The 22,097-nt window shown below is 72.7% G+C and carries 26 protein-coding genes and 1 pseudogene; 14 read left to right on the top strand and 13 right to left on the bottom strand.

The annotated features are described in order from the left end of the window. Positions 1-38: 38 nt before the first annotated feature. The 3 genes from ACFYUV_RS15210 to ACFYUV_RS15200 are packed head-to-tail and all read right to left on the bottom strand — an operon-like array spanning position 39 to position 2,888. Positions 39-767, bottom strand: a complete 729-nt coding sequence (locus ACFYUV_RS15210; RefSeq protein ID WP_387669069.1) for an enoyl-CoA hydratase/isomerase family protein — start codon at positions 765-767, stop codon at positions 39-41. Further along, positions 764-2,251: an AMP-binding protein gene (locus ACFYUV_RS15205; protein ID WP_387669067.1), complete on the bottom strand. Its 1,488-nt coding sequence runs from the start codon at positions 2,249-2,251 to the stop codon at positions 764-766. Before ACFYUV_RS15205 ends, ACFYUV_RS15210 begins: the two co-directional genes overlap by 4 nt. Further along, positions 2,211-2,888, bottom strand: a complete 678-nt coding sequence (locus ACFYUV_RS15200; RefSeq protein WP_387669066.1) for a TetR/AcrR family transcriptional regulator — start codon at positions 2,886-2,888, stop codon at positions 2,211-2,213. The genes ACFYUV_RS15205 and ACFYUV_RS15200 overlap by 41 nt, the downstream gene beginning before the upstream one ends. Positions 2,889-2,999: 111 nt before the next feature. Here ACFYUV_RS15200 and ACFYUV_RS15195 point away from each other — a divergent pair, with 111 nt between their 5' ends. The 4 genes and pseudogenes from ACFYUV_RS15195 to ACFYUV_RS15180 all read left to right on the top strand — a co-directional run bounded on the left by ACFYUV_RS15195 (position 3,000) and on the right by ACFYUV_RS15180 (position 4,970). Beyond that, positions 3,000-3,818, top strand: a complete 819-nt coding sequence (locus ACFYUV_RS15195; protein ID WP_387669064.1) for a MerR family transcriptional regulator — start codon at positions 3,000-3,002, stop codon at positions 3,816-3,818. Further along, positions 3,779-3,967, top strand: a pseudogene (locus ACFYUV_RS15190) (sigma factor); the annotation flags it as partial. The gene ACFYUV_RS15195 and the pseudogene ACFYUV_RS15190, both read left to right, overlap by 40 nt. 68 nt (positions 3,968-4,035) lie before the next feature. Then, positions 4,036-4,470: a nuclear transport factor 2 family protein gene (locus ACFYUV_RS15185; protein WP_387669063.1), complete on the top strand. Its 435-nt coding sequence runs from the start codon at positions 4,036-4,038 to the stop codon at positions 4,468-4,470. 14 nt (positions 4,471-4,484) lie between these two features. Next, positions 4,485-4,970 carry a GyrI-like domain-containing protein gene (locus tag ACFYUV_RS15180; protein WP_387669061.1) on the top strand — a complete coding sequence of 162 codons (486 nt, stop codon included), beginning with the start codon at positions 4,485-4,487 and terminating at the stop codon, positions 4,968-4,970. A gap of 8 nt (positions 4,971-4,978) precedes the next feature. Here ACFYUV_RS15180 and ACFYUV_RS15175 read toward each other — a convergent pair whose 3' ends face one another. After that, positions 4,979-6,484: an MFS transporter gene (locus ACFYUV_RS15175; RefSeq protein WP_387669060.1), complete on the bottom strand. Its 1,506-nt coding sequence runs from the start codon at positions 6,482-6,484 to the stop codon at positions 4,979-4,981. Positions 6,485-6,641: 157 nt separating this feature from the next. Here ACFYUV_RS15175 and ACFYUV_RS15170 point away from each other — a divergent pair, with 157 nt between their 5' ends. Continuing rightward, positions 6,642-7,010 (top strand): YciI family protein, encoded by a 369-nt coding sequence (locus ACFYUV_RS15170; RefSeq protein WP_364338275.1) that lies wholly within the window; start codon positions 6,642-6,644, stop codon positions 7,008-7,010. Between the two features lie 34 nt (positions 7,011-7,044). Here ACFYUV_RS15170 and ACFYUV_RS15165 read toward each other — a convergent pair whose 3' ends face one another. From ACFYUV_RS15165 to ACFYUV_RS15150, 4 genes are read right to left on the bottom strand one after another with little or no spacing between them, the layout of a single operon-like run. After that, complete coding sequence (locus tag ACFYUV_RS15165; RefSeq protein WP_387669272.1) at positions 7,045-8,679, bottom strand: phospho-sugar mutase; 1,635 nt, start codon at positions 8,677-8,679, stop codon at positions 7,045-7,047. Between the two features lie 47 nt (positions 8,680-8,726). Next, positions 8,727-9,530, bottom strand: coding sequence for a purine-nucleoside phosphorylase (locus tag ACFYUV_RS15160; protein WP_352361985.1), 804 nt, complete (start codon positions 9,528-9,530; stop codon positions 8,727-8,729). 3 nt (positions 9,531-9,533) lie between these two features. After that, positions 9,534-10,838, bottom strand: coding sequence for a M20/M25/M40 family metallo-hydrolase (locus ACFYUV_RS15155; RefSeq protein WP_358282414.1), 1,305 nt, complete (start codon positions 10,836-10,838; stop codon positions 9,534-9,536). Next, positions 10,835-11,815, bottom strand: coding sequence for an Lrp/AsnC family transcriptional regulator (locus tag ACFYUV_RS15150; RefSeq protein ID WP_352361981.1), 981 nt, complete (start codon positions 11,813-11,815; stop codon positions 10,835-10,837). Before ACFYUV_RS15150 ends, ACFYUV_RS15155 begins: the two co-directional genes overlap by 4 nt. 114 nt (positions 11,816-11,929) lie before the next feature. Here ACFYUV_RS15150 and ACFYUV_RS15145 point away from each other — a divergent pair, with 114 nt between their 5' ends. Then, complete coding sequence (locus tag ACFYUV_RS15145; RefSeq protein WP_358282416.1) at positions 11,930-13,234, top strand: MFS transporter; 1,305 nt, start codon at positions 11,930-11,932, stop codon at positions 13,232-13,234. Here the strand turns inward: ACFYUV_RS15145 and ACFYUV_RS15140 are convergent. Further along, a complete protein-coding gene (locus ACFYUV_RS15140; RefSeq protein WP_387669057.1) occupies positions 13,231-13,656 on the bottom strand; it encodes a gamma-glutamylcyclotransferase in 426 nt (141 codons plus the stop codon). The two genes, ACFYUV_RS15145 and ACFYUV_RS15140, sit on opposite strands and share 4 nt — an antisense overlap. A 247-nt stretch (positions 13,657-13,903) precedes the next feature. Between ACFYUV_RS15140 and ACFYUV_RS15135 the strand changes: the two genes are divergently transcribed. After that, positions 13,904-15,298: an NAD(P)H-quinone dehydrogenase gene (locus tag ACFYUV_RS15135; protein WP_352325471.1), complete on the top strand. Its 1,395-nt coding sequence runs from the start codon at positions 13,904-13,906 to the stop codon at positions 15,296-15,298. A 138-nt stretch (positions 15,299-15,436) separates the two neighbouring features. Beyond that, the gene (locus tag ACFYUV_RS15130) at positions 15,437-15,943 is read left to right on the top strand and encodes a hypothetical protein (RefSeq protein WP_387669055.1); all 507 of its coding nucleotides are present in this window, start codon (positions 15,437-15,439) and stop codon (positions 15,941-15,943) included. Between the two features lie 28 nt (positions 15,944-15,971). Here ACFYUV_RS15130 and ACFYUV_RS15125 read toward each other — a convergent pair whose 3' ends face one another. Further along, a complete protein-coding gene (locus ACFYUV_RS15125; protein ID WP_352361973.1) occupies positions 15,972-16,517 on the bottom strand; it encodes a TIGR03086 family metal-binding protein in 546 nt (181 codons plus the stop codon). Here ACFYUV_RS15125 and ACFYUV_RS15120 point away from each other — a divergent pair. Then, positions 16,516-17,343 carry a DUF6597 domain-containing transcriptional factor gene (locus ACFYUV_RS15120; protein WP_387669053.1) on the top strand — a complete coding sequence of 276 codons (828 nt, stop codon included), beginning with the start codon at positions 16,516-16,518 and terminating at the stop codon, positions 17,341-17,343. The genes ACFYUV_RS15125 and ACFYUV_RS15120 overlap by 2 nt on opposite strands. Positions 17,344-17,347: 4 nt before the next feature. Here ACFYUV_RS15120 and ACFYUV_RS15115 read toward each other — a convergent pair whose 3' ends face one another. Both ACFYUV_RS15115 and ACFYUV_RS15110 read right to left on the bottom strand, forming a co-directional pair. After that, positions 17,348-17,689 carry a DUF5713 family protein gene (locus ACFYUV_RS15115; RefSeq protein WP_387669052.1) on the bottom strand — a complete coding sequence of 114 codons (342 nt, stop codon included), beginning with the start codon at positions 17,687-17,689 and terminating at the stop codon, positions 17,348-17,350. Positions 17,690-17,772: 83 nt separating this feature from the next. Continuing rightward, entirely contained in the window at positions 17,773-18,219 is a 447-nt protein-coding gene (locus tag ACFYUV_RS15110) for a hypothetical protein (RefSeq protein WP_387669050.1), read from the bottom strand. A gap of 90 nt (positions 18,220-18,309) precedes the next feature. Between ACFYUV_RS15110 and ACFYUV_RS15105 the strand changes: the two genes are divergently transcribed. The 3 genes from ACFYUV_RS15105 (at position 18,310) to ACFYUV_RS15095 (ending at position 20,156) form a co-directional block, all read left to right on the top strand. Continuing rightward, the gene (locus ACFYUV_RS15105; protein WP_387669049.1) at positions 18,310-19,122 is read left to right on the top strand and encodes a helix-turn-helix domain-containing protein; all 813 of its coding nucleotides are present in this window, start codon (positions 18,310-18,312) and stop codon (positions 19,120-19,122) included. Positions 19,123-19,202: 80 nt separating this feature from the next. Then, positions 19,203-19,592, top strand: coding sequence for a VOC family protein (locus ACFYUV_RS15100; RefSeq protein ID WP_387669048.1), 390 nt, complete (start codon positions 19,203-19,205; stop codon positions 19,590-19,592). A gap of 60 nt (positions 19,593-19,652) precedes the next feature. Continuing rightward, the gene (locus ACFYUV_RS15095) at positions 19,653-20,156 is read left to right on the top strand and encodes a GNAT family N-acetyltransferase (protein WP_387669046.1); all 504 of its coding nucleotides are present in this window, start codon (positions 19,653-19,655) and stop codon (positions 20,154-20,156) included. Here the strand turns inward: ACFYUV_RS15095 and ACFYUV_RS15090 are convergent. After that, complete coding sequence (locus tag ACFYUV_RS15090) at positions 20,090-20,467, bottom strand: hypothetical protein (protein WP_387669045.1); 378 nt, start codon at positions 20,465-20,467, stop codon at positions 20,090-20,092. The two genes, ACFYUV_RS15095 and ACFYUV_RS15090, sit on opposite strands and share 67 nt — an antisense overlap. Positions 20,468-20,636: 169 nt before the next feature. Between ACFYUV_RS15090 and sigJ the strand changes: the two genes are divergently transcribed. Next, positions 20,637-21,530 carry an RNA polymerase sigma factor SigJ gene (gene sigJ / locus ACFYUV_RS15085; RefSeq protein ID WP_387669044.1) on the top strand — a complete coding sequence of 298 codons (894 nt, stop codon included), beginning with the start codon at positions 20,637-20,639 and terminating at the stop codon, positions 21,528-21,530. Between the two features lie 66 nt (positions 21,531-21,596). After that, positions 21,597-22,097, top strand: a complete 501-nt coding sequence (locus ACFYUV_RS15080; protein ID WP_387669043.1) for a carboxymuconolactone decarboxylase family protein — start codon at positions 21,597-21,599, stop codon at positions 22,095-22,097.

Raw genomic sequence — 22,097 nt, 5'->3', positions numbered from 1 at the left:
AGCGAGCCGAAGGGCCCGGGGGCAGGAGGTTCGGCGGGTCAGGGGGTTCGGCGGGTTAGGAAGCGGGTCATGCCGGCCTGGGCGAGGCCCGACTGCTCCACCTGCCGGGCGGCCACGGTCTCGGCCTCGAAGGCGCGCTCGACCTCGGCCGGCTGCGGGCGCAGCAGCCCCAGGTGCACGGCGGTGGCGGTGCCCGGCCGGGTCCAGTGGCGCACCCGCGCGATCGCCGTCTCCACCAGCTCCTCGGCGGGCACGAGCTCGTCCAGCAGCCCGGCCGCCAGCGCGTCGGCGGCGCTCAGCCGGGCCGAGTCCAGCACCAGCCGCAGCGCGCGGCCGCCGGCCAGCCGGAGCAGCAGGTGGCTTGCGGCGTTCGAGATCGACAGGCCGAGGTGGTTCTCGGGGAAGAAGTACTCGGCGGCGGGGGCGCCGATGCGGCTGTCGAAGCAGAGCGTCCACTCGGCGGCGCCGCCGACGGCCAGGCCGTTGACCGCGGCGACCACGGGCACCGGGGTCTCCAGCACGGCCCTGGTCATGTCGTGGAACAGCTCGACCTCCGCCTCCAGCGGCTTGCCCGCCGCCTCGGCGATGTCCTCGCCCGCCGAGAACGCCCGGCCGGTGCCGGTCACCACGATGCCCCTGGCGGTGCGGCCATGCGAGCGGACGGCCGCGGCCAGGTCCTTGCGCATGCCGGCGGTCAGGGCGTTCAGCTTCTCGGGGCGGGCGAGGGTGATCAGGGCCACCTCGTCGCGTACGGTCACGTCGATCATGCCGGGTCCTCCGTGGGGATGGCGGGGGCGGCGCGCTGGTCGCGGCCGGGGCGGAGCAGGTGGCGCTTCTCGATGCGGGCGGACGGGGTGAGCGTGAACGACTCCACGAACTCCACGTACGCCGGCACCTTGAAGCGGGCCAGGCGTTCCCTGGCGTGGGCGATGACGGCGGCGGCCGTGCCGGCGTCGGCGGCGTGACCGGGGCGGAGCTGGAGGAACGCCTTGGGCAGCTCGCCGAAGAGGTCGTCGGGGATGGGCACCAGGGCCGCGGACAGGACCGCGGGATGCCCGGCGAGCACGCTCTCGACCTCGGCGCACGAGATGTTCTCACCGCCCCTGCGGACCATGTCCTTCAGCCGCCCGGCGTGCCGGATGCGGCCCCGCGCGTCGCGGACGCCGAGGTCGCCGGTGTGGTACCAGCCGCCGCGGAAGGCGTGCGCGGTGGCCTCGGGGTGGTTCCAGTAGCCGGTCATCATGGGCGTGCCGCGGACCAGGATCTCGCCCGTCTCCTCGTCGAGCCGGACCTCCTTGCCGGGCGGCGGCGTGCCCAGCGCGCCGGTGCCCACGGTGTCGTCGGCGTCCGGGTCGGCCATCAGGTCGCAGCCGCTCTCGGTGGAGCCGTACAGCTCGCGCCAGGGCGCGCCCCAGCGCTCCTCGAACGCGCGGTGCAGGGCGGGCGCGATGCCCGAGCAGAGCACGAGCCGCATCCGGTTGTCGCGGTCGAGGGGGCTCGGCGGCTGCTTGTGCATCAGCAGGGGCATGGTGCCCAGCACGTACGTGAGGGTCGCGCCGTGCTCCCGGACGGCGGGCCAGAAACCCGAGGCGGAGAAGCGGGGGAGCACCACCTGCGGGATGCCGCCGAGCAGGCAGAGCAGGGTGGTCCACTGCGGGTCCATGTACGAGTACGCCTGGGCGATCAGCAGCACGTCGTCGTCGCGCAGACGGACGAGGTCGGCGACGACGCGGGCGGTCCTGACCCAGTAGTCGTGGGTGAGCAGGCAGGCTTTGGGGAACCCCGTCGTCCCCGACGTGTACTGAAAATTGGCGACATTGTCCGCAACGAGGGATATGTCGAGAGGTGGGCCATCCGTCAGCTCGTCCACGAGGTGCACCACGCCCGGCACGCGCGCGGCATGCTCCGCGCCGGTCAGGGTGGCGACCGCGCCGGAGTCGCGCAGGACGTGCTCCAGGTCGGCGGCCTGGTACCGCACGTTCACGGGGACGGTGACCGCCCCCGCCTTCAGGACGGCGAACCAGCTCAACGGCCACCACGGCTCGTTGTCCAGCATGACGGCCACCCGGTCGCCGGGGCGTACCCCCTGGCCGGCCAGCGCGCGGGCCAGACGGTCGGAGACGGCGTCGGCCTCGGCGAAGCTCAGCGAGGCCGCCGGGAGGGCGGGTGAGGAAGCGGGGAAACGGAGGAACTCGCGCTCGCCGTACGTGCTAGCGGCGTGCCTCAGCAGGTCGGGGATCGTGGTGTGCATCCGGCGGCTCCCACGGGAAGACGGGCAGCAGGCTTCGATCGAGGGGCGCCACGACCGGGCCGGCGGCGCGTACGGCGGCCAGGCCGATCGTGACGAACTCCGCGCACACCTGCTCCAGCGTCGAGTCCCCGTCGGGGCGGTACCACTCGCTGGTGCCGGTGCACATGGACATGAGGGCGAGGCGGGTCAGCTTCTGGTCGGCGACGTGGAAGACGCCTTCGGCGACGCCGTCGGCCAGGGCGCTCTTCCAGTGGCTCTCGTAGGCGTCGCGCAGGGCGATGACCTCGGTGTGCGCGGGCGAGCCGGGGGTCAGGGAGCGGAGCTCGCCGTCCATGACGCGGCTGGTCAGGGGGGTGAGCGCGTGCAGGGCGGTGAGCGAGGTGATCAGCAGGGCGAGGCGGTCGGCGGGACGGGTGGCCCCGTCCAGGACGCGGGCGGTCGAGTCGATCAGTCCTTGCAGGCCGGTCCGCATGAGGTCGGCCAGCAGGGCTTCCTTGCTGTGGACGTGGTGGTAGACGCCGGCGTTGGTCAGGTTCACCGCCCTGGCCAGGTCTCTGATGCCGGTGGCGGCGTAGCCCTGCTGGGCGAAGAGCCGCACCGCGGCCGTCCTGATCCGGAGCAGTGGGTCCACGTCCATGGTGACCTAACGAACGTTCGGTTGCTTCTTACGCTGGAAAATACCCCATGTCCCTAGAAATCGCCATAGGTTGACTCTGACACCGTGTGAGCCCCTACTTCTGGACCCGACATGTTCAGCATCGGAGATTTCGCTCGGCTGGGGCTCGTGTCCGTACGCATGCTCCGCCACTACGACGCCATCGGCCTGCTGCGCCCCGCGCACGTGGACCCGCTCACCGGTTACCGGTCCTACCAGGCCGCGCAACTGGCCAGACTCAACCGGATCGTCGCCATCAAGGACCTCGGCTTCACGCTGGAACAGGTCCGGACGATCCTGGACGAGAAGGTCAGCACCGAGGAGCTGCACGGCATGGTACGGCTCCGCCGCGCCCAGCTGGAGGCGCAGATCAACGCCGACCTGGCCAGGCTGCGCGGCGTCGAGGCGAGACTCCGCAGCATCGAGACGGAGGGGCACATGAGAACCGCGGAAGTCGTGCTGAAGAAGGTCGACCCGGTCCGGGTCGCGCAGCTCAGCGCCAGGGCGGCCAGCTACGAAGGCGAGGACGTCGGCCCGGTGATCGGGCCGCTGTTCGAGGAGATCTGCGCCCGCGTGGAGCGGGCGGACGTCCGGGTGGCCGGCCCCGGCCTGGCCTACTACCGCCAGGAGGACGACGGCTCGGTCATGGTCCACGCCTGCCTGCCGGTCAACGTGGACCCCGACCCCCGCCACGACTTCGAGATCAGGGACCTGCCCGCGATCGGCACGGCGGCCACGATCATCCACCACGGCACGATGGAGGCCGTCGGACCGACCTTCCAGGCCCTGGCCCACTGGATCGAGGAGAACGGCTACCGCTCGCTCGCCCTGGCGAGAGAGGTGTCGCTGCACTGCCCGGAGGACCGCGCGGAATGGGTGCACGAGCTGCAGATCGAGGTGGCCCCGGCCTAGTGGAGGCGAGCGAGCTGGAACACCACCGGGTCGAGCTGACCGGCTACTGCTACTGGATGCTCGGCTCGGGCTTCGAGGCCGAGGACGCGGTGCAGGAGGCGTTCGTCAGGGCGTGGCGCACGTACGAGCCCGGGCGGGGGGCGTTGCGCCCGTGGTTGTTCCGGCTCGCCACGTCCGTCTGCCTGGACATGCTGCGCGGGCCGCAGCGGCGGGCGCGTTGCAACGGGCCCGCGCCCGGCTCCCGGAGGACGCCCCGGAGGACGCCCCGGAGGACGCCGCGGTGGACGGCAGGCTGCTCGACCGCTACGTCGCCGCCTTCGAGCGGTACGACGTGGCCGCGCTGGTCTCGCTGCTGCACGAGGATGCGACGATGTCGATGCCGCCGTTCGCGTGGTGGCTGCGCGGCCGGGAGGCGGTCAGGGCGGTCCTGTCGGCCGCCGGAGCTCCCTGCGCGAACGACCGCCTGCTGCCGGCTCGGGCGAACGGCGCGCCCGCCTTCGCCCAGTACCGGGACGGGGAGGCGTTCGCCCTGGTAGTCCTGGAGATCGGCGGCGGAGTCGTCACCGGCGTGACCACCTTTCTCGATCCCCGGCTCGTGCCGTCCCTCGGCCTGCCGATGAGTTTCGGACAGCCGCTCCGTACTGACAGGTGAAGGAGGACAGACACATGCCACAGATCGTCGAACTTCCCGAGCGTCCTTACCTCGGGATCAGGAAGACCGTCACGATGACCAGTTTCGGTCTCGTCGGAGACCGGATCGCGGAGATGATCGGCTGGCTCGCCGAGCGCGGGCACACGATGGCCGGAGCCCCGTTCTTCCGGTACCACAGCATCGACATGCCGCAGGACCGGCTGGTGGTGGAGGCGGGCGTGCCCGTCACCGAGCCTGTGGAGGGCGAGGGCGAGTTCCACGCGGGCACGCTGCCCGCGGGCCGTTTCGTCACCGAGTCCCACCACGGCCACCCCGACCGGCTCTCCGGCGTCATCGAGTCGGTGCTGACGTGGGCCGCCGAGCAGGGCCTGACCTGGGACCTGACCGAGAAGGACGGCATCGAGCACTGGGGCTGCCGGCTGGAGCTCTACCAGACGGACCCGCGGATCGAGCCCGACCTGAACAACTGGGACATCGACCTGCAGTTCCGCCTGGCCTGAGCCGGCCGTCACGCCGCGTTCGCGCGGGGCAGCAGCGAGGTCAGCAGCGCGGCCAGCACGAACAGGGCCGCGCCCGCCAGGCCGATCGCCACGATCCCGTTGAAGAACGCGGCGTGACTGGCCGCCAGCAGCTCGGCGGCCTGAGCCGGGGCGAGCCTTCCGGCCACGGCCGCCGCGCCCGCCAGGGTCTCCCTGGCCGCGTCGGGCACGTGCGCGGGCAGGGCGTGGTGGTAGACGGCCGCGGCGACCGTGCCGAGCAGGGCCAGGCCGAGCGTCCCGCCCAGGAAGTTGCCCGACTCGGCCAGCGAGGCCGCCGACCCGGCCTTCTCGGGCGGCACCGAGCCGACCACGATCCCCGTGCCCAGGGCGAACAGCGGCCCGGTGCCCAGCGCCAGCACCGTGATGGCGGTGATCACCAAGGGCAGCCCGGCCTCGGCCTGCGTGAGCAGCGCCGCCCCGGCGGCCGACAACGTCAGGCCGCCCATGACGGCGGCGCGGGGGGCGACGCGGCGGGTCAGGGTCGGGGTCAGCGTGGTGCCCAGCGCGACGCCGAGCCCCATGGGCGCGAACCACAGCGCCGACTGCGCCGGGGTGTACCCCAGCACCGACTGCAGGTACTGGGTGACCAGGAGCCCGGTGCCCGCCATGGCGATGCCCGCCAGCACGAGCGCGGTCAGGATCAGGGTGAGCGGACGCTGGGCGAACAGGCGCAGGTTGAGCAGGGGAGCGTCGAGCGTGAGCTGCCGCCGTACGAACGCCGCCCCGAACGCGAGACCGACCGCGATCGCGGCGAGCGGCGCGCCGGGCCCGGCCGACGCCGACGAGGCGGCCAGCTCCTTGACGCCCCAGACCACCGGCAGGATCGCCAGCATCGACAGCGCGACGCTGGCCAGGTCCATGCGCCCGCCGTCCGGGTCGCGGAACTCCGGCAGCAGCAGCACGCCGCCCACGAGCAGCACCGCGATCACGGGGACGGCCATCAGGAACACCGACCCCCACCAGAAGCGCTCCAGCAGCAGCCCGCCGACGACCGGCCCGAGCGCGGCCCCGGCGAACTGGCAGGTGGCCCAGACGGCGATGGCCGTGCCGCGCTGCCGGGCGTCGCGGAACATGTTCGTGATGAGCGCGAGCGTGGAGGGCATGAGCGTGGCGCCGGCGACGCCCAGCACCGTCCGCGCGGCGATCAGCATGGCGGGGCCGGCCGCGTACGCCGCCACGAGGGAGGCGACGCCGAAGGCCGCCGCGCCGGTCAGCAGGAGCCGGCGGCGGCCGATCCGGTCGCCGAGGCCGCCCATCGTGATCACCAGCCCGGCGACCATGAACCCGTAGATGTCGATGATCCACAACTGCTGGACGGCGCTCGCCCCCAGCTCCACGCTCAGCCGGGGCAGCGCCAGGAACAGCGCGTTGATGTCGACCGCGACGAGCAGGGTGGGCAGGGCGAGCACCGCCAGCCCGGCCCATTCGCGCCGCCCGGCCCTGGGTTCGGCGGCGGTCTCGGTGAGATGCGGCATGTCGGGAGCCTCCTGGTGTCGTCCGTTTCACCAGGAGGTCGGAGCCCGGCTCGCGCGCTCGACGTGCTTTCCGGAAAAGTTTCGCGGGGCATGTCGAGAGGGACGCGCCGGCTCCGACCCCAGCACGACGGAACTCGCCAGACCACGAGGAGAGACGATGAAGTTTCTGTTGATCATGCAGGTGAACCAGCAGGTCATGGACACCCTGAGCGAGGAGCAGCGCGAGCTGATCATGAGCGGCCACGGCGCGTTCATGAAGACGATCCAGGAGTCGGGCGAGATGATCGGCACGCAGGCGCTCGGCGACCCGTCCACGAGCGCGGTCGTCCGCACCCGCAACGGCCTGCCGGCCGTGACCGACGGCCCCTTCCTGGAGGCCAAGGAGTACATGGGCGGCTACTACATCGTCGACTGCGAGAGCCGCGAGCGGGCGATCGAGCTGGCCGGGATGATCCCCGACAGCAAGATCGAGGGCCTGGCGATCGAGGTCCGGCCGATCATGTTCTCGGCGGGCGCCGACATGTGACCGGGCGGTGGGCCCGCGGCGCGGGCCCACCGGCCTACAGGCCCAGGCAGGCGGTCAGGTCGGCCTTGAGGGCGTCGAGGTCGCGGGCGGCGAACGCGCGCGCCTGCGCCACCTCGCCGGTCACCGGCACCACGACCTCCAGGTAGCACTTCAGCTTGGGCTCGGTGCCCGACGGGCGGACCACGACGCGCCCGCCGTCGGACAGGTGGAAGCGCAGGCCCTCGGTCGGGGGCAGGCCGCCGTCGCCGCGGCTCAGGTCGTCCACGGCCTCGACCGTGTGGTCGCCCAGCGTGGCGGGCGGGGCGGCGCGCAGGCGGTCCATCGCGCCGGAGATCAGCGACAGGTCGGCGACCCGGAAGCTGAGCTGGGACGTCGCGTGCAGGCCGTACCGGACGGCCTGGTCGTCGAGCAGGTCGAGCAGCGTGCGGCCGGCGCGCTTGGCGGCGGCGGCGACGGCGGCCACGGTCAGGGCCGCGCCGATGCCGTCCTTGTCGTGGACCGGCAGGCCGGCGTCGGAGCCGACGCAGTAGCCGATGGCCTCCTCGTAGCCGAAGACCAGGCCCTCGCCCGCCTTGACGATCCACTTGAACCCGGTCAGCGTCTCGCCGTAGCGCACGCCGTGGGCCTGCGCGATCTTGCTCAGCAGGGTCGAGGAGACGATCGTGGTGGCCACCAGCCGGTCGCCGGTGGTGTGCGTGATCACGTGCTCGGCCAGCAGGCCGCCGACCTCGTCGCCGGTCAGCATGCGGCACGTGCCGTCGGGCAGCGGCACGCCGACCGCGCACCGGTCGGCGTCGGGGTCGTTGGCCAGCACCAGGTCGGAGCCGAGCTTGGCGGCCAGCGCGACCGCCAGGTCCATCGCGCCGGGCTCCTCCGGGTTGGGGAAGGCCACCGTCGGGAAGTCGGGATCGGGGTTGCGCTGCTCCTCCACGGCCATCGGCGTCTCGAAGCCCGCCGCGAGGAAGGCCCCCGTCAGCGTCCCCGAGCCCACCCCGTGCAGCGGCGTGTACGCCACCCGCAGCTCGCGCGCCTGGCCCAGCGGCAGGGCGGTCACCGCGTCGATGTAGTCGTCGACGATGTCCTCGCCCAGCTCGGTGAGCGTGCCCGGACCGTCGAGAGGGAGCTGGTCGACCCGGCCCACCGCGTCGATGGCGGCCGAGATCTCCCGATCGACCGGCGGCACGATCTGCGAGCCGTCACCCCAGTAGACCTTGTAGCCGTTGTCCCTGGGCGGGTTGTGGCTGGCGGTGACCGTCACGCCCGCGTCGGCCCCGAGATGGCGCACGGCGAAGGCCAGCACCGGCGTGGGCAGCGGGCGCGGCAGCAACGAGACGTGCAGCCCCGCGCCGGTCAGGACGGCGGCGGTGTCCCTGGCGAACACGTCGGACTTGTGCCGGGCGTCGTAGCCGATCACGACGTGCTTGCCGGCGCCGAGCACGCCGGCCAGACCGGCGGCGGCGCGCATGACGGTGACCCGGTTCATCCGGTTGGGGCCCGCGCCCAGCTCGCCGCGCAGGCCGGCGGTGCCGAACTCCAGCTTGGCCTGGAACCGCTCGCGAAGGGCGGGCAGGTCGTCGTCCTCCAGGAGGTCGGACAGCTCGGCCCGGGTGTCGGGGTCGGGATCCTGGGCCAGCCACTGGCGGGCGCGGCGCAGCAGGTCGGCGTCCACGGGCGGGAGCGGGACGTCCCCGTCGGCCTCCGGCGGGATGCCGGCGGTCACAGGCGGTCCACCACCTTGGCCAGCAGCACGCCCATGCGGGCGGCCGTGGCGCGGCCCACCTCCAGGACCTCCTCGTGGTTGAGCGGCTCGCCGGACAGGCCCGCCCCCGGGTTGGTGACCAGGGAGACGCCGAGCACCTCCAGGTTCGCCTCGCGGGCGGCGATGGCCTCCAGCACGGTGGACATGCCCACCAGGTCGCCGCCGAGCGTGCGCAACATCCGGATCTCCGCCGGCGTCTCGTACGTCGGGCCGCGGAAGGCCACGTAGACGCCGTCGGCCAGGGTCGGGTCGATCTCGCGGACCAGGGCGCGCAGGCGGCGCGAGTAGACCTCGGTGAGGTCGATGAAGGTGGTGCCGGTGATCGGGTTGGCGCCGGTCAGGTTGATGTGGTCGCTGATCAGCACCGGGTCGCCGACGTTCTGGGTCTCCGGCCGCAGGCCGCCCGCCGCGTTGGTCAGCACGACCGTGCGCACCCCCGCCGCGGCCGCCGTGCGCACGCCGTGGACGACCGCGTCGACGCCGAGGCCCTCGTACAGATGCGTGCGGCCGAGGAAGACCAGCGCGTGCCGCCCGGACGGCGTGCGCACGACGCGGATCTTGCCGCCGTGCCCGGCCACGGCGGGGGCGCGGAAGCCGGGCAGATCGGTGAACGGGATCTCGGCCACGGTCTGCCCGATCGCGTCGGCGGCGGGGACCCACCCCGACCCCATGACGAGGGCCACGTCGAAGGTGTCGAGGCCGGCCGCGCCGGTCAGGGCGGCGGCGGCCTCTGCGGCCAGGGTGTATGCGTCGTTGCTCACATCTCAGTAGTTTAGGAGCAGCCTGTCCAGAACCCGCACCCCGAACTGCAGCGCGTCCACCGGCACCCGCTCGTCCACGCCGTGGAACATCGAGGCGAAGTCCATGTCGCCGGGCAGCCGCAGCGGCACGAACCCGAACCCGCGCACGCCCAGGTCGGCGAAGAAGGTCTTGTTGTCGGTGCCGCCCGACATGCAGTACGGCACCGCCCGCGCGGTCGGGTCCTCGGCCTTCAGCGCCGCGATCATCGACTCGACCAGCGCGCCGTCGAACGTCGTCTCCAGCGCGATGTCGTGGTGCACGAACTCGCGGCGCACGTTCGGCCCGATGAGCGAGTCGACGGTCTTGAAGAACTCCTCCTCGAAGCCGGGCAGGAAACGCCCGTCGACGACGGCGGTGGCCTGGCCGGGGATGACGTTCGACTTGTAGCCGGCGTCGAGCTGGGTCGGGTTGGTGGTGTGGCGGAGCGTCGCGCCGACGAACCGTACCAGCGGGCCGAGCTTGTCCAGCAGCGGGGCCGGGTCGTCCTCGTCGAACGGCAGGCCGAAGGCGTCGGCGACCTCGGTGAGGAACTGGCGGACGGTCGGCGTGTAGGTGAGCGGCCACTCGTGCCCGCCGAGCCGGGCCACGGCCTTGGCGACCTCGGTGACCGCGTTGTCGGAGTTGAGCATCGAGCCGTGCCCGGCGGTGCCGTCGGCGACCAGCTTCATCCAGGCCAGGCCCTTCTGGGCGGTCTCGATCAGGTACAGCCGCAGCGACGGGTCGACCTCCAGCGAGTAGCCGCCGACCTCGCTGATGGACTCGGTCACGCCCTCGAACAGCTCGCGGTTGTTGGCCGTGAGGTACTTGGCGCCGTACACGCCGCCGGCCTCCTCGTCGGCGACCCAGGCGAAGACGATGTCGCGGCGCGGACGGCGTCCCTCGCGCTTCATCTGGCGCAGCACGGCCAGCATCATCGCGTCCATGTCCTTCATGTCCACGGCGCCGCGGCCCCAGATGTAGCCGTCCTTGACCTCGCCGGCGAACGGGTCGACCGACCAGTCGGCGGCGTTGGCGGGCACCACGTCGAGGTGGCCGTGGACGAGCAGCGCGGGCAGCGACGGGTCGGTGCCCTCGACGCGGGTGACCACGTTGCCGCGGCCCGGCTCGCTCTCGACGTACGTCGCCTCGATGCCGACCTCGTCCAGCCTGGCCATGACGACCTCGGCCGCGGCCCGCTCGCCGGGGCCGCTGCCGTCCCCGTAGTTGCTGCTGTCGACGCGGATCAGCTCCACGCACAGGTCGGCGACTTCGTTCTCGGCAGGTGTCATGGCGTCTTCTCCAGGGTGAGCAGTCCGGACTTGTGGAGGTGACCGCGCTTGTACGCGCGGGTGATGAGGGTCAGATCGCTGTCGGTGATCTCGTCGAGCCGGCCCAGCACGTCGGTCATGAAACGATAGAGGTCCGCCTCGTGGGCCACCGCCACCTGCACGATGAGGGAGTGGGTGCCCGAGGTGGCGGCGCAGTAACGCACGTTGGGGTGCTCGGCCAGGCGCCGGCCGGTCTCGCCCAGCCCGTACGGCCGCACCTTCAGCCAGAGCATGGCCTCGACCTCCAGCCCGAGCAGCGCGGGCTCGACCTCGGCGCGCGGCAGCAGTAACCGGCGGTCGATGAGCGAGCCGACCCGCCGGCGCGCGGTCGGCACGGACAGGTCGAGCCGTTCGGCGATCGTGGTGAAGGCGGCCCGGCCGTCGGCCGCCAGCAGCTCGGCGATCTCCTTCTCCAGCGGCGACAGGCCGTCCTCGTCGGGCAGGTCGGGGGGCGGCGGCGCGGGGCGCAGCTCGGCCACCTCCCGCTCGGTGAGGAAGGGCGCGTGCCACTCGGCCACGGTGGTGAACGTGTGCAGCACGACCTGGGTCTGCGTCTGGAGCACGCCGTCGATCTCGCTGATGTCGTGGGCCAGGATGGTGTGCAGATCCTGCCGGGACGGCGGCACCAGCTCGCAGGCCAGGTCGGCGGCCCCGGTCAGCGCGTAGACCGACCGCGTGTCGCGCCGGTCGGTGAGCGATCTGGCCACCTGGGCCGCCGTGCCGGGCCGCACCTGGACGTGCAGGTGCGCGGGGCGGCCGTGACCGGTGCGCAGGTCGTCGTAGATCGCGGTGACGCGGACGACGCCGTCGGCGATGAGCCGCTGGAGCCGGCGGGCGACCGTGCGTTCGTGCTCGCCGACCGCCCTGCCGATCTCGCCCCACGAGGCCCGCGGGCTCACCTGCAGCGCGGCCACGAGCCGCCGGTCGAGAACGTCCACCTGCAACCGCTTCCGTGTCGGGTTTGTAAATAATTGCCCAGACATTTGACTGTTTCGGTCTTCCGAATGCACAGTAAGCCATCACTCCACGTGTCAGCAAAAGGAGCACATGCCGTGTCGACCTCCCCCGTCGTGCAATCGCCGCTCGGCATACCGAAGAGCAGGGTCCGTCAGCTCATGGCGGCCAGCATCGGCAACGTGGTCGAGTGGTACGACTGGTACGCCTACACCTTCCTGGCCACGGTCTTCTCGGCGCAGATCTTCCCCGACAGCTCCGGCAACAGCCTGGTGCCGCTGCTGAGCTCGTTCGCGGTGTTCGCGGTGGGCTTCTTCATGCGGCCCCTGGGCGGTCTGCTGGTGGGCGCGTTCGCCGACCGGTACGGCCGCAAGTCCGCGATGACCTTCACCATCATCCTGATGGGCGGCGGCTCGCTGCTGCTCGGCCTGACCCCCACCTACGAGGCCGTGGGCCTGCTGTCGCCGGTCATCCTGACGCTGGCCCGGCTGATCCAGGGCCTGTCCGTGGGCGGTGAGTTCGCCGCCGCCACCACGTTCCTCGTCGAGTCGGCCCCGCCGCGCCGCCGCGGCCTGTTCTCCTCCTTCCAGTACGTCAGCACCACCATCGGCCAGCTCATCGCCTCCGGCCTGGCCGCGGTGCTCACCTCGACGCTGGTCAAGGAGGACATGAGCTCCTACGGCTGGCGCATCCCGTTCCTGGTGGGCGCGCTGCTCAGCCTGGTCGGCCTGTGGATCCGCAAGGGCGCCGACGAGACCTCGGCCGTCGCCGAGGAGATCCAGCGGGGCGAGGTCAAGCGGCCGGGCATGTTCGAGTTCCTCAAGCACCACCCGAGGTCCGCGCTCACCATCGTCGGCATCACGATCGCGGGCACCGTCGCCTACTACACCTGGACCAGCTTCCTGCCCACCTACGCGCAGATCACGGTCTCGTTCGACAAGGCCGAGTCGCTCCAGGTCGGCACGATCTCGCTGGTGTTCTTCATGCTGCTGCAGCCGCTGCTCGGCCTGCTGTCGGACAAGATCGGGCGCAAGCCGATGCTGATCGCGTTCGGGCTCGGCTTCCTGATCCTGCCGGTGCCGCTGCTCGGCCTGCTCACCGACTCCTTCGCCAGCCTGCTCGTCGTGCAGATGATCGGCATGGTGTTCCTGGGCTGCTTCACCTCGGTCTCGGCCGCGGTGAACTCGGAGCTGTTCCCGACCCGGGTGCGGGCGGCGGGGGCCGGGTTCCCGTACTCGCTGACCGTGGCGATCTTCGGCGGCACCGCGCCGCTGATCGGCACCGCGCTGCAGAAGGCCGGCAACCCCGGGATGTTCCCGTGGTACATGTCCGCCCTGGCGCTGATCTCCACGCTCGTGTACGTCTTCGTGCTGCGCGAGACCAAGGACGAGCCGCTCCGCTAGGGCGCCGAGGTGCAGGGGCGCTCCCGAAGCTCCTTGACGTAGTCGTCGGGGGCGCCCGCGCGCTCGGCCGCGTCGGCCAGGTTGCACAGGTAGCGGGCCGAGGGCAGGCCGCCCTCGTAGCCGTCGAGCACGTAGAACCAGGCGACGACCTCGCCGTCGAGGGTCTGCACCCGCAGCCGCACCTTGTGGTAGGCCCCGCGGACCGCGCCCTCCCACTGGTCGAGCGAGGTCTCCTCCCACTCGGGCACGTCGTAGAGCACGACGAAGACGTGCTCGTCGGGGTCCTCCACGATGGTGGCGATCGAGCTCTCCCACTTGCTGTCGGTGCGGCCGAAGGTCAGCCGCCAGCCGGTCAGCCAGCCGACACCCCAGATCGGGGAGTGCGGGGCGCGCATGGCCATCTGCTCGGGGTCCATGTTCATCCCGTAGGAGGCATAAAGCCGTAGATCATTCGGCTTCCCTGATTGATCCGAAAGCCACGCCACGATCCACCCCTCTCGCCGGGTGCCGCTCGTCATCCAGCTACCGCGCCATCCTGCCACGCTGACCCGGTGTGTCGGTCCATCAAGCCGGGCACGGAAGGCCCATGTGTCCCCCATGTCCGCCGGAGCGTGATCCCGTCATGGGCCGGTTGCGGCTTCCGGGGGCACGTGCGGGAGAATGGGACACGTGACGAGGATCGTGATCATTGGTGGCGGGCCGGGCGGCTACGAAGCGGCGCTGGTGGCCGCCCAACTAGGCGCACAGGTCACGATGGTCGAGCAGGACGGGCCGGGCGGGGCCTGCGTGCTCACCGACTGCGTGCCGTCCAAGACGCTGATCGCCACCTCCGTCCGCAAGCAGGCCCTGCTCGACGCGCCCTCGCTCGGCGTGTCGTTCTCGGGCGGCCCCGACGGCGACGCCGGCGTGGTCGGCGTCGACCTGCCGCTGGTCAACAAGCGGGTCAAGGAGCTGGCCCAGGCCCAGTCGGCCGACATCGCGACCCGGGTCGAGGCCGAGGGCGTCGAGATCATCAAGGCGCGGGGGCGGCTGGTCGATCCGCAGGTCGTGCGCGCGGGCGACCGTACGATCAGGGCCGACGTGGTGCTCGTGGCCACCGGCGCGACGCCGCGCGTGCTGCCGGGGGCCGAGCCCGACGGCGAGCGCATCCTCACCTGGCGGCAGCTCTACGACCTGGAGGAGCTGCCCGAGCACCTGATCGTGGTCGGCTCCGGCGTGACCGGCGCGGAGTTCGCAGGCGCCTACCGCTCGCTCGGCGCGGAGGTCACGCTGGTCTCCAGCCGCGACCGGATGATGCCCAACGAGGACGCCGACGGCGCCGAGGTCCTGGAAGAGGTCTACCGGCGGCGCGGCATGAACGTCATGGGCCGCTCGCGCGCCTCCTCCGTCAAGCGCACGGCCGACGGCGTGGTGGTGACCCTGGAGGACGGCCGCACGGCCGAGGGCTCCCACGCGCTGATGACGGTCGGCATGGTCCCCAACACCGGCGGCATCGGCCTGGAGGAGGCCGGCGTGCAGCTCGACCGCAACGGCTTCGTCAAGGTCGACAAGGTCTCGCGCACGTCCGCGCCCGGCGTCTACGCGGCCGGCGACTGCACCGGCGTGCTCATGCTGGCCTCGGTCGCCGCCATGCAGGGCCGCATCGCCGTGTGGCACGCGCTGGGCGAGGCCGTCCAGCCGCTGCGGCTGGCCACGGTGGCCTCCAACATCTTCACCGACCCCGAGATCGCGGCCGTCGGCGTGGCGCAGCGCTCGATCGAGGCGGGCGAGATCGACGCGAACGTGGTCAAGCTGCCGCTGGCCACCAACGCGCGGGCCAAGATGCAGGGCTTCAACGACGGCTTCGTCAAGCTGTTCTGCCGCCCCCACACCGGCATCGTGCTCGGCGGCGTGGTCGTGGCGCCGCGCGCCTCGGAGCTGATCCTCGCGGTGTCGCTGGCCGTGCAGCAGCGGCTGACGGTCGACCAGGTCGCCCACTCGTTCGCGGTCTACCCGTCGCTGTCGGGCTCGATCACCGAGGCGGCCCGCCGTCTCATGCAGCCCGAGGCCGCCATCGGCATCTAGCCGTCCCTCCGCAACGCGCGAAGCCGTGCGGGTCGTCCTGACCCGCACGGCTTCTTGCTGTCCGCGCTTGCTACCGCGCTCATTGGATAGTAGTGTTATCCAAAGTCGGATAACGGTACTATCCAATGAGGTGCTCCGGTGACGGTGATCGTTCTTTTGGTGGCCACGTTGGGCTTCCGGCTGCTGGGCGCGCTCGGCGTGCGGCGGTTCGGCACGTGGCAGGTGTCGGTGGCGCACGGGCTGGCCGTCATGGTGGTCATGACGGGAAGCGCGCACTTCGTCCCTGAAGGGGTGACCTTCATGCCGAACCACGGCGACCTGGTGCGCATGGTGCCGCCCTTCGTGCCGTTCCCCGCCGCCGTGGTCCACCTGACCGGCGTGCTGGAGCTGGCCGGGGCGATCGGGCTGGTGCTGCCCGCCACCCGCCGGGCGGCCGGGATCTGCCTGGCCCTGCTGTTCGTCGGCCTGCTCCCGGCGAACGTCTACGCGGCGGTCTCCGACGTGCCGTTCGCGGGCGGGGAGGCCACGCCGCTGTGGGAGCGCGTCCCGGAGCAGGTGCTGTACATCGCGGCGGCGCTCTTCGCCGCCTGGCGGCGGGCCGTGGCCGTCCGGGAGGGCGTGCGGCCCGTGCCCGCCGCCCGCTGACCCGTCCACTCCTATGCGGGTGGGCCGGTCAGGGCTTCCAGGCCGGGTCGCGGCCGATCAGGCCGAGCAGCCGGTCGAACGGCGGGGCGTCGTCCGGCACCGCCACCGGCGGCCCGAACGCCCCCCTCTGCCGGCCCATCTCCACCGACTGCTCCGTGAACCCCAGCGCGCGGGCGACGGCCTCGGCGTCCGGCTCGTACGCCTGGTCGGTGGCCCTGGCCAGGTCCCAGCCGTGCACGACCATGTCGACCAGCCACAGGTGGGCCACCATGGTCATCGGCAGGCCGCCCAGGGCGGCGCACGTGCCCTCCCACGCCTGCGGCCGCGACCAGGCGGCCAGCATGCGCTCGGCGCGTTCGGGGAAGTCGCCCGCGTACGGGCCCTGCTCGGTGCGCTCCCCGCCGTGCGCCAGCGACGCGAACATCTCCGCCACCCACTCCAGGTGGTTGACCAGCGCCTTGACGTCGAACTCCGCGCACGGCGTCGGGGACCCGAACTGCTCGGGCCGCACGGCGGCCACCAGGCCGGCGGTCCGGTGGGTGGCCCGGGTCATCAGCGGCATCATGTCTTCCATGGCAGACATGATGTCCCGCCTGCCTCGGGCGCGGCTTGTAGAAACGCGACAGCGCGGCTGGGTCAACCCCTACGCGGGGCTGGCCGCCTTCGACTTCGCGCGCCAGGCGCCGTCGCCGGAGCTGGCGGCGTACGTCGCCCACTTCTGGGTCGTCACCTGGACCGACCTCGCCGAGCCGTACGAGCAGCGCATCGTGTCGCACCCGACGGTGAACCTGACGATCGCCCAGGACTTCCACCGGATCGCGGGGGTGATCGACGGCGGGTTCTCGTACACGATGCGGGGCACCGGCCGCGCGCTCGGCACCCGCTTCCGCCCCGGCGGCTTCCGGACGTTCCTCGGCGGCCCGGTGTCCGAGCTCACCGGCCGCTTCGCGGAGATCGGCGAGATGTTCCCGGCCACCGGCCCGGCGCTGGTCGAAGGCGTGCTGGCCGAGCCGGACGCGGGCGCCGCCATCGCGCTGGTGGAGGCGTTCCTGCGGGCGCTCGGGCCGGCGCCGGACCCGCTGGCCGAGGAGGCCGCGGCCCTGGTGGGGCTGGCCGAGGACGACGTGACCGTGACCAGGGTCGACGAGCTGGCCGCGCGGGCGGGCCGGTCGGTGCGCTCGCTGCAACGGCTCTTCCGGGACTATGTCGGCATCGGCCCCAAATGGGTGATCCGCCGCTTCCGGCTGCACGAGGCCGCCGAACGCGTGCGGCAGGGCCTCGACCTCGCCACCCTCGCCGCCGAGCTGGGCTACACCGACCAGGCCCACCTGACCCGCGACTTCACCGCCGCCGTCGGCATGCCGCCCGCCGCCTACGCCCGGCTCAACGCCCGCGCCTGACGCGTCACCATTCGCGGGGGGCGATCAGCTCCTCGACGTCGGCCTCCGGGAAGCCGTAGGTGGTGGCCACGAACCAGAACTCCTCGGCGATCGCCTCGCGCGCGACGGTCTCGATCTCGCTGCCGGCCTCGTGGAACTCCTCGTCGAGCGCGTTGAACTCCTCCGTGGCGGCATGCGTCAGCGCGTAGAGGGAGGCCAGGTCGCCGGGCCGCTCGGTCTCGACGCGTTCGCACAGCCGCAGCAGGACGGCCCTGCCCTTGTCGACGACGTGGTCGGGGTAGTAGCCGTCGGCGTAGAGGGCCTTGAGGAAGGCGTGGCCGATCACCTGCGGATGCGTGGGGGACAACCCGATCTCCATTTCGTGCGGACGCGGTCGGACGGCTCGATCATGCCCGCCGCCACCGACAGAATCCGCCGGACGCGTCCAGGTCAGCGCATCAGCTCGTACGCCGCGTACGCCGTGATCCCGTACGCGAGGTGCGGGACGACGTCGGAGACCCACGCGCCAGCCGGCCACTCGCTCGGATGGGTGACGTCGAGCAACGTCAGCGGCACGTTCGAGCCGGACATGGCCAGAGCGGTGAGCGCCAGCACCCCGACCGGCCACGACCTGCGCCGCCCCGACAGGAACCCGTAGGCGATGGCCGAGGCGACGCCGGTCGCGTACCCCATGAGCGAGCCCAGCGCCTCCGTGCGGTTGGCGGCCCGGTCGCCCTCGCCGAGGTCGGTGTGCGTCAGGTCGGACAACTTCGCCACGGCCTGCCGCGGCGTGCTGCTGGCGGCCCGCGCCCGGACGAGCATGTCCAGGTAGGAGACGGTGTTGAGCGCCGTGGTGCCCGCCGCTCCCGCGATCAGTCCCTTGACGAGTGTGTGCATGCCCTGGCCGCTACCCCGACCGGCCCGCCCGTCACCCGCGCGCCGGACCTGGGGGACCGGCGCGCGGCCTTCGGGCCCTACCGTGGCAGGGTGAGCGCCGATGGAATGTCCGCCGCGCTGTCGCCGTACGTGACGACGCTGGCCGCCTACGACCTCGGGCCCGGTTCGGGCGGGGTTCATCGCGGGCTGCCGTCGTCCACGCTGTCGGTCACGATCCCCGAGGACGGCCCGGTCGACATCGCCTGGATCGGGCGGCCGGGGCCGGGGCGGCGGCTGCGCGCCGCGGTGGCCGGGCTGCACCTCGACGCGGCCGAGCTGCGGCAGCCGGCGGGCACGCGCGGGGTGTGGCTGACGCTCACCCCGCCGGGCGCCGCCGCCCTGCTCGGGGTCCCCGCCTCGGCGCTGGCCGGGGAGGTGGCCGACCTCGCCGACGTCGTCCCGGCGCTGGCCGACCTGCCGGAGCGGCTGGCGGGCTGCCGGTCCTGGGCCCAGCGCCGCGCCCTGGTCGAACACCGTCTGCTCGCGGGGCTGGCCCGCCACGGCGACCGCGCCGCCCGCCGCGCCTCGCGGGCCACGCTCGCGGCCCTGTCCGGGACCGCCCGGGTCGAGGAGGCCGCCCGGCTGCTCGGGTGCTCGCGGCGGCACCTGAGCGGGGCGGTGCGCGGCGAGTTCGGGGTGACGCCGAAGGAGTACCAGCGGCTCGTCCGCTTCGAGGCCGCCCGGCGCCGGCTGGTGGCCGCCGCGCGCTCCGGACGGACGGCGCTCGCGGAGGTGGCCGCCGCCTCGGGCTTCGCCGACCAGGCGCACCTGACCAGGGAGTGGCGCGCGATGGCCGGTTGCACGCCCACGGAATGGCTGCGCGCCGAAGGCCCGCCCGCCCCGCCCCCTCCAGTTCCACGCTGACCCCCGGGCCTCCGGCGCCCGCCGTGGTCCGTGCCCGTTTGTTCAAGACCCAGGCCGCCGCGCGCCGCCACGATGGCCGCATGAACCTGCACTTCGTTCCTCGCCTCATCGTGCCCGACCCCGACCGGGCGTCCGCCTTCTACCGGGATGCCCTGGGCAGCGAGGAGGTGTTCCGCGCCGCGCCGGGCGACGACGGGCGGCCCACCGTCATCGAGCACCGCCTCGGCCCCGCCGCCTTTCGGGTCTCGCCCGCCGTCGCCGACTGGGGCTGGCTCTCGCCGGACGACCTGGGCGGCTCCCCGGTGCTCCTGGAGATCGTCGTCGCCGACCCGGACGCCATCGGCGAGCGCATGACCGCCCAGGGCGCGCGGACGGTCGTGCCGATCGAGAACCGGCCCTACGGCCTGCGCTCCGGCCGCCTCCGCGACCCGTACGGCCACCTGTGGATCCTCACCGGCGACCCGCGCTGAGGCGCCGGGCGGCGCGGTGGCCCTTTTTTCCCGCAGGTCCGGCCTGTCATGCTGCTCGGCATGGAGGACATGGCTCAGGCGCACGTCCGCATCCGGCCCTACCGCGAAGAGGACCGTCCGGGGGTGCTGGCGCTGGCGCCCCGGCTGGCGGAGGGGGTCGCGGCCTGGCGGGACCCCGGCGCGGCCGTACGGGCGGCGGAGGGGTGGCTCGCCGGGTCGGTCGCCGCGGCGGGGGAACGACGGGGAGCGGTCTTCGTCGCCGTGCGCGGCTCCCGGGTGGTCGGCGTCGTCTCGGTGGACCGGCAGCGGCACTTCACCGGCGACAAGGACGCCTACGTCGGCGAGCTGGCCGTCGCCCCGGACGCCGTCCGCGCGGGCCTGGGCCGCCGGCTCATGGCGGCGGCCGAGGACTGGGCCCGTGACCAGGGGCTGCGCCACCTCACCCTGGAGACGGGCGCCGCCAACACCACAGCCCGCCGGTTCTACGCCGCTCTCGGCTACACGGAGGAGAGCGTGCGGCTGGCCCGGTCGCTGGACCGCGCCGTCCAGACCCGGCTGAGCTGAAGCACGCTGCCGGCGAACAGCAGCACGCCCAGCGGCACGTGCAGGGCCGTCACATGCGCGATGCCCAGCGCGACCTGGGCGCTGACCAGCACCAGGAACCCGGCCGCGGGCATGATCGGCTTCGGTGAGCCGCCGCCCGGCCGCCACGCCAGGATCGCGGCCACCAGGTGCAGCACCGCCACGACGAACACCGTGTACGCGGCGGCGCTGTGCAGCGGCTGCCCGTTGGGCACCGACAACAGCAGCCCGGCGGTGACCGGCGCGGCGAACAGGGCCAGGGTCTGCAGGATGATCGCGACACGTAGCAACATGGGGTACTCCTCGACCGCCGGGTGACGGCGGTCCGCTTCTGGGGCTTGCCTTCGAGAAGTCCGACGACGTGGCCGCCGGAAATGTGAGGTGGCGCGGTGACCTCACATCCGGGTGCGCCGTCTCGTCGGACACACTAGGGCAAATGCGACTAAGGGAGTCGTCCACATCATGACCACCGCACCCGACCCCGGCCTGGACGCGATCATGAGCGAGCGCCGGCAGCTCATCAACCTGGCCTACCGCCTCCTCGGCTCGCTGGCCGACGCCGAGGACGTCGTCCAGGAGACCTACACCCGCTGGTACGCCATGTCACCCGGGCAGCAGGAGGCCATCGAGTCGCCGGGCGCCTGGCTGACCAGGGTCGCCGGGCGCATCTGCCTCGACGTGCTCGGCTCGGCCCGCGCCCGCCGCGAGCGCTACGTAGGCGAATGGATCCCCGAGCCGCTGCCCGACCGCACGGAATGGGCCGGCGACGACCCCGCCGACCGGGTCACCCTGGACGAGTCGGTCAACATGGCCTTCCTCGTCGTGCTGGAGTCGATGACGCCGGCCGAGCGGGTCGCGTTCGTCCTGCACGACGTCTTCCGCTACCCCTTCGCCGAGGTGGCGGCGATCGTCGGCCGCACCCCGGCCGCCTGCCGCAAGCTGGCCTCCTCCGCCCGGCACCGCATCGACGCCGCGCGGACCTCGGTGACGCCGGCGGCCCGGCAGGCCGGCATCGTCCGCGAGTTCAAGCAGGCGTGGGAGGCCAAGGACATCGACGCCCTCGTCGCCCTGCTCGACCCCGGCGTGGTCGGCGTCGCCGACGGCGGCGGGGTGGTCAACGCCGTGCTGCGGCCGATCGAGGGCGCCGCACGGGTGGCCCGCTACGCCGTCGAGATCGCCACCAGGGCGCCGGCCATGACGCTGCTGGAGCGCACCGTCAACGGCCGTCCCGGCCTGGTGGCCCAGCGCGACGGGGTCACCGTGATGGTCGTGGCGTTCGACGTGGCGGAGGGCCGGATCAAGCGGCTGTGGGCGGTGCGCAACCCCGACAAGCTGCACCCCTGGACGGCGGCCTGACCCTCACATTCCCGGACGCTGCGTCGTCGGACCGCCGAGACAGGATTCGCAGAAGAAGGGAAGCCGATGTCCACGACGACCGAGCAGGAGTACCTCCAGTCGCGTCTGCCCGATCCCTCCAGGTTCTTCCCCGAGCTGGGGGAGATCGCGGTGGCCATGACCAAGGCCACCCGCAACGGCGCGATCCCGGGGAGCACCGTCGGCCTGGTGCAGCTGCGCGCCGGGCAGATCGTCGGCAGCACGTACCACACGGTCCGGCAGGCCGACCTGCTGCGCCGGGCGGGGGAGCCGGACGAGCGCCTGGCCGCCGTGGCGTCGTGGCGGGACGCCCCCTACTTCTCCGACGCCGAACGGGTGGCGCTGGAGCTGGTGGAGGCCGTCCTCACCGCGAACCCGGCCGGGGAACGCGTCCCCGACGAGCTGTACACCAGGGCGGCCGCCCACTACGACGACAAGGCCCTGTGGACGCTCGTCCTGGCGATCAGCCAGATCTGCTTCTTCATCCCCGTCGCCGTCATAGCCAAGCCGATCCCCGGCAGGCCCCCCGGCAAGAACTACACCGGCTGA

Origin of the sequence: Nonomuraea sp. NPDC003560 (assembly GCF_042878785.1) — a bacterium.
In the GTDB taxonomy this organism is placed as follows: domain Bacteria; phylum Actinomycetota; class Actinomycetes; order Streptosporangiales; family Streptosporangiaceae; genus Nonomuraea.
This window is presented reverse-complemented; position numbering and strand designations above follow the sequence as displayed.